The following is a 6,851-nucleotide window of genomic DNA, read 5'->3' as shown; positions in this document are numbered from 1 at the left end:
GCATTCGCGACTACGAACGCCTGCCTGACCATCACGAAGCCTGGGTGACCTGGTCGATGATCATGCTCATGTCCCGACGCCTCGCCCGCACCCAGCCACGGAAGTGAGCAGTTTGTTCACAGGCACTAAGACAAAAAGCCCCCAGCGCAGGGCGCTGGGGGCTTGGAGTCGGACAGCTATGGGTTGAAACAAGAAAACCCCAGCCATGTGGCCGGGGGTCGTGGAGATACACCTATCCCCTTCGCGCCGAAGGCTATCACGAAATCTGCAGGTCGCAGACGATCGAGATCGGCGCAGGTCAGGAGGGTATGCGGCTTCGCGTGGGATGAGGGTCAGTACATGACCACAGGCAGGTATCCGAGGTCAATTTGCGTTAAGTCAGCCGACTAGCTGTGGTGCGACGTCCGCTCATTTGTGCAGTTCAACGCAGCTAAAGCGACCTGCGGAGAACCTAGATGCCCACAATATGAGCCTCCGTATTCATTCCTATCTTCATATCGTTACGCACAAGTCTGGAGCACTGACGCTTCTGCAGGTGGCGTGAAAAGTCCTGCGACAGCGGGTATCTTGCCGCTCCCATCGGGATCCACGTTGGAACACGTTTTTCGACACCGCATCCCAACTCGAATCCAGCCCACCTCCACTCAGTCGCCGAGGTGTTGAGAACCGATCGTTTTCCGAACGGCCCGCTACGGCATGTAATAGGCCAGCGTCTGTACGAGTGAACTCTGCAGACCCTGCCTCGGCAGTTGGGCAGGGATCGGCCTTTGATCGGAGGATCCGAGTCTGGGCTGGCGCTCGATGAAGTACACACGGCCATCGATCCCCACCATCGGCATCGGCGGGCAACGGCACCAAGGGTATTCGCCAGAGCCTGATACGCCGGAGCATGGTGCGACAGTGCTTCGCGAGGTCAGACCCCATCCCTGTAGAGGCACAAGCTCGTAGCGGCTGTAGTTGAGGCTCTCAACGAACCGATGTTCGACCGGTGCGATCCCCAATCGGTGGATCACGGACACGAATTCGTTCACTGCCCGCTGATCCTTCTCCACCAACGCCGCGGTGACCGCATCGAGCTCAGCGGCTTTCGCCGCCTGTTCAGTCTTTGCGCGCTGCGCATCCTCATACAACCCCATGGCTGCACCTACCTCTGTGATTCACCGGAAATCTCGGCCTCGTAGACCCGCTGATCCCTCTATCCCAGGCCTCAACCCGTCTCTCTACAGTGTGGGCGCATCACCGGTCCGGGGTGGGAAAGTAGTCGGTGTCGAATAATGAGGTGCGCGGCGCGCAGTCTCGCAGCTGTTCCAAGCGCGCAGGACTCAGTCGGCGGTGTCACGCAACTCCTGTTCGCAATGTGACCAGTTCCAGAGGCACCAGTCGACGCGTCTATTTTGCGATCCGGAAAGGATGTTCGGCGGCTGCGAGGGTTCCGAAGCGGGGCGCAAAGTCGTCCCACCAGGCGGCGGGGTCGGTGTGCAGCGCAGCATCGCGCAGCAGCAATGTCTACTTCCTTGACTACGGGGGCTGGGAGCGCCGGACGATCTTCAACAGGAGATCTGCGAGCTGAATGATCTCGGCGGCTTCGACGGCGTCGTTGAATTGGACTGTCCGGTGACTCGCCGGATTCTTGAATGCACCGATCGCACCAGCGAACAGATCCGTCATTGCGGACTTCTCGCCGCCCTCAGCCGTAGGATCGGTAAGCGCCCCACTTTCGGGATGGAACGCCGTGCGCATCAACTTCACCCCGATCAGCGAATTATTCAGCCAGCGGTGGCACGACAGTGTCGAACGTGCTGTGGGGAACCCTGCAGCAGCGGCACATCGAGCCCGTCGTGCTCTCGCGAGTCAACTCGTTCGTCGAGCTGGGATCCCTTTCAGCAGCGCCGATCGGACAAGCCGGTGTCGGACCGATCGCAGCGGCGATCGGCAATGCAACGACACTCTGGATCGCTGGACTGACCCAGCTCACCATCGCCGCTATCGGACCGGCACTGCCACCGATCCGGAATCTGCCCGCCTGCCCAACCAGCGCCAACGAACCTCATGCTGCTCAAAAGGGGTTCAGCCCAAGGTAATCAGTAATTGCTTTCGGACTGGCAGGCGCTGTCGACCATGAAAAACCCTCCTGACCTGATCCGGCAACTACTCAAGATCGTGGTGGCCCATACGTGGTTCTTCGAGACGTGCGATGAGGAGGTAGTTGATGACCGCACGGCGATCAAGCAGCAAGAGCACGCCGCTTACCTGCTTGGCCAGCTGTCCGAAGCGGACAAGTCATGGTTGACAGACGAGTTGGCCGCGTTGGCTGCCACCGAAACCGATCCCGCGTACCGGGAGTTCTTGACGTCGTATTCATCTCCCTCGACGATTGCGAAACGACGCATATCACTACCCTCCTGTAGAGGGGACCGGGGCGTTCTGGATCGGGCCAGCACGGCGGTTCCGATCTACCGGGACCGCCGCTCACCGGCCCCGTCACGAGGCGTAGGGCAGCGGGCGTACTAAGACGATCCTGCCGATCGAGTCAACACCAGCGATCGGATGATGCTTTCACATCGATCATGATCTCTTGACCACGTCCGATTCGAGGACTGACGTCCAGCACATGGGCACCCACCGTCATGCCATAGGTGAGTAAATGCGTCAACGTCCCTGATGGCGCACCACGAGAAAGCCCTTTACCGGGCATTCCTGGTAAAGGGGCTTTCTTCGTTCCACTCAACTATCAGGCTGGAGGTCGACCACGGCGTTGCCGGTCGCGATGTCGAGCGGGACCGAGACCTGGTCGTGCGCGATCAACCAGGTGCCGTCGAGTTTGTGCAGGCCGTAGGTGACCCGGACCCACATACCGGTCGCGGGTGTGCCGTTCTTCGATGTGCCGCTGAGGCGAGCGAGGGCATAGCCGAAGGCGACATCGTTGCCGAGGGTCAGTGTCAGGTCGCGCACTTCGTAGGTCACGGTTTCGAAGAACAGGAATACTTTCGCCCAGTTCTCGAGTTTCGCTGCTATCCCGACGTGCTGGAGCGGTGGTTCGACATCGAAGGACACCACGTCGGTGGTGTACAGCTGCCGGAGGACCTCGAGGTCTTTGGTGCGTAACCCTTCGATCACCCGGTCGATCTGCCGGCGAATCTCGACCGAGTCGGACGCGATGTGGTCGGCGGGAGACTGAAAGTTATCGGATACGGTCATGGATCGGCTCACGAATTGACGGGAGCGGGTTCGGCAGCCCGCAGCGGTGCGAGCGCGCCACTCCAGGCGATGAGCTGATCGAGCGTTTTACCGAGGGCGTCGGCATGAGGTGTGCGTGGGGTGAAGGTGGAGTAGTTCTCGAAATCGGTGAGCACCGAGATCGCGACCTGGTAGCCGACATCGGCCATGCCGAGGGTGCTGCAGACCGCCCGCAGCTGTACCACGGCTCGCGCGCCGCCGTTCGCGCCGTAGGAGACAAATCCGACTGCCTTGTTCGTCCATTCGGCAAACAGGTGGTCGAGGGCGTTCTTCAGGACTCCGGGGTAACCACCGTTGTACTCCGGAGTCACGATCACAAAACCGTCGAACGGGGCAATTCTTTCTGCCCAGGCGCGGGTGTGCGCATTCGCCGAGGGGCCGAACGCGGGCGCCACCGGCTCGTCGAGATGCGGTAGCGGGTAGTCGCGTAGGTCGATCAGTTCGTATTCGGCGTCACCGCGCGCCGATGCCGCGTCCAAGACCCACCGGGCGACCTGCGAGCCGTTGCGGTTAGGCCGGGTACTGCCGAGAATGATGCCAATTTTAGTCATTGCCGGAACTCCTGTTCTCCTGAAAGTTGCTCGACCTACCGACGACGCAGAAGTCCGGAATGTCAGGCCGCCTCACACATCGAGTCGGTGATTCGTCGATATCGGTAAGGGACCGTAGAGCGAAGGAGCCGACCATGACCGACCCGCACCTGGACACGGTGATGAACGAGCGCCGTCAGCTGATCAACGTCGCGTACCGGCTGCTTGGGTCGCTGGCCGAGGCGGAGGATGTGGTGCAGGAGACCTACGCGCGCTGGTACACACTGTCGGAGCGGCAGCGGGAGGAGATCGCGGCGCCCGGCGCGTGGCTGACCACGGTCGTCAGCAGGATCTGCCTGGATCTGCTCGGTTCTGCACGCGCCCGGCGGGAACGGTATGTGGGCCAATGGATTCCGGAGCCGGTGCCCGGGCGATCCGGTTGGCTGGCGGGTCCGGCTTCCCCCGATCCCGCCGACCGGGTCACCCTTGACGAATCGATCAGCATGGCCTTGCTCGTCGTCCTGGATTCCATGACCCCCGCCGAACGAGTGGCGTTCGTCCTGCACGACGTCTTTGGCTACTCCTTCGCCGAGATCGCCGAGGTCGTCGGGCGCACCCCGGCGGCCTGCCGCCAACTCGCCTCCAGCGCCCGCCGCCGCATCGGCACCTCCCGGGCGCCGTCGAACACCGAACGCGCGGAAGTTGTCCGGGATTTCAAACGAGCCTGGGAGACAAAGGATATCGAGGCGTTGATCGGTCTGCTCGACCCGCGGGCGACCGCGACAGCCGACGGCGGCGGCCTGGCGCTCGCCTTCCTCGACCCGATCAACGGCGGCGAGCAGATCGCCCACGCCTGGATGGAGCTCGCCATCCGCGGCACCCCTGTGACCCTTGTCGAGCGCACGGTCAACGGCCAGCCCGGCCTGGTTGCGGAGACCGACGGCACCGTCGTCTCGGTCTACGCCTTCGACATCGCCGACGGCCGGATCACCTCTATCTGGGTGATCCGGAATCCGGAGAAACTGCGGCCCTGGACAGCAGGCTGAATCCGGCGTGCATCCGCACCGAATCTGTCCTTGAATGGTTCGGCGGCAAACAACAGCTTCTACGGTCCGTGCAGGGTCAGCATGAAAATCTTGCCGCTGCAACCGATCGGGGTTCTGGTAGCAGCCGCGCGAAAACAACGACAACGGCCTGACCAGCAGCGATGGCGGGTTTCCGGTTCGGTCCGGGCGGGCTACACCGGCGGTACGGGGCGGCTGGGACTGCCCCGAGTTCGGTTGACTCGCGGGTGTGGTGGTTCAGGCCGCGAGTGCGGGCTGGTTTATTGTCTCAAACTCGATCGGGGTGAGGCGGCCGAGTCGGCGTTGCCGGCGAGTGCGGTGGTAGGTCTTCTCGATCCAGACTACGATCGCCAACCGCAACTCCGAGCGGGTCGTCCAGCGCTGACGATCCAGGACGTTCTTCTGCAGCAGCGCGAAGAACGACTCCATAGCAGCGTTGTCACCACATGCTCCGACTCTGCCCATCGATCCTCGTAAACCGTTGACCGACAACGCATTGACGAACTTCCTCGACCGAAACTGACTGCCTCTGTCCGAGTGAACGATGGTCGCGGTGGGCGAGCGGAACGCGACCGCGTGAGCCAGTGCCGTGGTCGCGAGGGAGGCCTTCATTCGGGAATCGATCGAGTAGCCGACGATCCGGTTGGAGTAGACGTCCTTGATCGCGCACAAATACAGCTTGCCCTCGCCGGTAGCGTGCTCTGTGATGTCGGTCAGCCACACCAGATTCGGTGCTCGGGCAGTGAATCTGCGGGCGACGAGGTCGTCGTGGACCGGTGGGCCAGCCTTGCGGTTCAGCCCGCGTTTCTTGGCGAAGATACTCCAAATATGTTGCGCCGAACACAATCTGGCGACGCGGTTCTCGCCCGCCCGGATGCCGCGGGCGGGTAGCTCGTCGGCGATGAACCGATAGCCGAACGCCGGGTCATCAGCATGGATTTCGTAGGCGGCGTTGATAAGATGCGCGTCATCCCAATCACGTTGGGAGACAGGGCTCTTCTTCCACTTATAGAACGCTTGGGTGGAGAAGCCGAGCACCCGGCAGGTCACCGCGACATCGATCTTGTCGGCGGCCAGGTCCAGGACCAGCGGGTACATCATTTTGGGTTGACGTCACGAGAGAAATAAGCGACCGCGCGGCGCATGACTTCGGCTTCTTGCTCGAGCTGGCGGATCCGCTTATGCGCGGCCCGCAACTCGGCGGACTCGTCGCGGGTCGTGCCCGGGCGGTTCCCGTCCTCGATATCGGCTTGCTTCACCCAGTTCTTCACACAACTCTGGGAGATCCCGAAGTCTTTCGCGATCTGGGTCAACGAGATCTCGCCCTTGCGGGCGACCGCGACTACGTCGCGACGGAACTCCTCGGGATACGGCTTGGGCATGGTCGTCATCCTCCCAGCGAGGAACAAGTCCTCACAGGTCAGGAGTCAACCGAACCGGGGGCAGTCCCATCCGACCGCCCCGACCGAGGGCTGGATCCCGGCCTCGGCGAGCCGTTCGGTGACCGCGATGGACGTGTATTGCTCAGGTTCAAGCGGTCATCGCAACACTGTCCTGTGCAAGTGAGCTTAGGTGATCGTTCAGAACTTCGGCGGGAGTTCGCCAGCCAAGGGTCTTGCGCGGTCGGGTGTTTAGCTTGAGATTTAACCTCTGACGGGTGTTTGTGCTGTTCGGCGGGGTTTGGTGCCCTTCTTATGGTGGGTTGGGCGGGTGTAGGGGTGGCCGGTAGCCAGGACCAATCCGACGTCCTGGCGGGCGGCGGGGTGACGGTTCTTCAGCCCGCGTGGGCGGCCGGGTCCGGGCCGGGAGGGTTTCGGTGCACCGGCCGGAGAGCCTGTCTTCGTGCGGATGTGCCGAAACCCTCGCCGGACCCGTGCCGGGGTGAGCCGGTGTGGGGCAACGGGTTTCTCCCAGGGCATCCGCAGATCGGCGGCCAGGGGCCGCGACAGCCGCAACTGCGCATACGCAGCGAGGGTAAGCCAGGTCCAGCGGTCGGCCGCGGCGGGGTCACGCACCTGCG

General features: G+C 62.5%; 7 protein-coding genes and 1 pseudogene. 2 read left to right on the top strand and 6 right to left on the bottom strand.

The genetic code is table 11. From position 1 onward, the window contains the following. Window positions 1-689 precede the first annotated feature (689 nt). Together JWN03_RS19010 and JWN03_RS19005 are read right to left on the bottom strand one after the other, a co-directional pair. Entirely contained in the window at window positions 690-1,136 is a 447-nt protein-coding gene (locus JWN03_RS19010) for a hypothetical protein (protein WP_297616469.1), read from the bottom strand. Between the two features lie 382 nt (window positions 1,137-1,518). Beyond that, entirely contained in the window at window positions 1,519-1,770 is a 252-nt protein-coding gene (locus JWN03_RS19005) for a TIGR02391 family protein (protein WP_441343019.1), read from the bottom strand. 318 nt (window positions 1,771-2,088) lie between these two features. On the opposite strand from JWN03_RS19005, the gene JWN03_RS19000 reads away from it, so the two are divergent. Then, window positions 2,089-2,511: a hypothetical protein gene (locus JWN03_RS19000; protein ID WP_297616467.1), complete on the top strand. Its 423-nt coding sequence runs from the start codon at window positions 2,089-2,091 to the stop codon at window positions 2,509-2,511. Window positions 2,512-2,724: 213 nt separating this feature from the next. Here JWN03_RS19000 and JWN03_RS18995 read toward each other — a convergent pair whose 3' ends face one another. Continuing rightward, on the bottom strand, window positions 2,725-3,198 hold the full coding sequence (locus JWN03_RS18995) for a YybH family protein (RefSeq protein WP_297616464.1): 474 nt from the start codon (window positions 3,196-3,198) through the stop codon (window positions 2,725-2,727). Window positions 3,199-3,206: 8 nt separating this feature from the next. Next, window positions 3,207-3,788 carry an NADPH-dependent FMN reductase gene (locus JWN03_RS18990; protein WP_297616459.1) on the bottom strand — a complete coding sequence of 194 codons (582 nt, stop codon included), beginning with the start codon at window positions 3,786-3,788 and terminating at the stop codon, window positions 3,207-3,209. Window positions 3,789-3,922: 134 nt separating this feature from the next. Between JWN03_RS18990 and sigJ the strand changes: the two genes are divergently transcribed. Further along, a complete protein-coding gene (gene sigJ / locus JWN03_RS18985) occupies window positions 3,923-4,813 on the top strand; it encodes an RNA polymerase sigma factor SigJ (RefSeq protein WP_297616456.1) in 891 nt (296 codons plus the stop codon). A 255-nt stretch (window positions 4,814-5,068) separates the two neighbouring features. Here the strand turns inward: sigJ and JWN03_RS18980 are convergent. Together JWN03_RS18980 and JWN03_RS18975 are read right to left on the bottom strand one after the other, a co-directional pair. Continuing rightward, window positions 5,069-6,213 (bottom strand): IS3 family transposase gene (locus JWN03_RS18980; RefSeq protein ID WP_297616453.1). Its coding sequence is split into 2 segments (ribosomal slippage): window positions 5,069-5,934 and window positions 5,934-6,213, totalling 1,146 coding nucleotides; the frame shifts between segments, so codons are not numbered across the junction. Window positions 6,214-6,474: 261 nt separating this feature from the next. Further along, window positions 6,475-6,851 (bottom strand): annotated as a pseudogene (locus JWN03_RS18975) (hypothetical protein); the annotation flags it as partial.

The sequence above is a fragment of the Nocardia sp. genome (assembly GCF_025465275.1).
In the GTDB taxonomy this organism is placed as follows: Bacteria; Actinomycetota; Actinomycetes; order Mycobacteriales; family Mycobacteriaceae; genus Nocardia.
The sequence above is the reverse complement of the archived record's forward strand: the minus strand, read 5'-3'. Positions and strand labels throughout refer to the sequence as shown.

Excerpts from the sequence above, each read along its gene's own strand:
- JWN03_RS19010 (WP_297616469.1), bottom strand. The coding sequence starts at position 1,136 with ATGGGGTTGTATGAGGATGCGCAGCGCGCAAAGACTGAACAGGCGGCG.
- JWN03_RS18995 (WP_297616464.1), bottom strand. The coding sequence starts at position 3,198 with ATGACCGTATCCGATAACTTTCAGTCTCCCGCCGACCACATCGCGTCC.
- JWN03_RS18990 (WP_297616459.1), bottom strand. The coding sequence starts at position 3,788 with ATGACTAAAATTGGCATCATTCTCGGCAGTACCCGGCCTAACCGCAAC.
- sigJ (WP_297616456.1), top strand. The coding sequence starts at position 3,923 with ATGACCGACCCGCACCTGGACACGGTGATGAACGAGCGCCGTCAGCTG.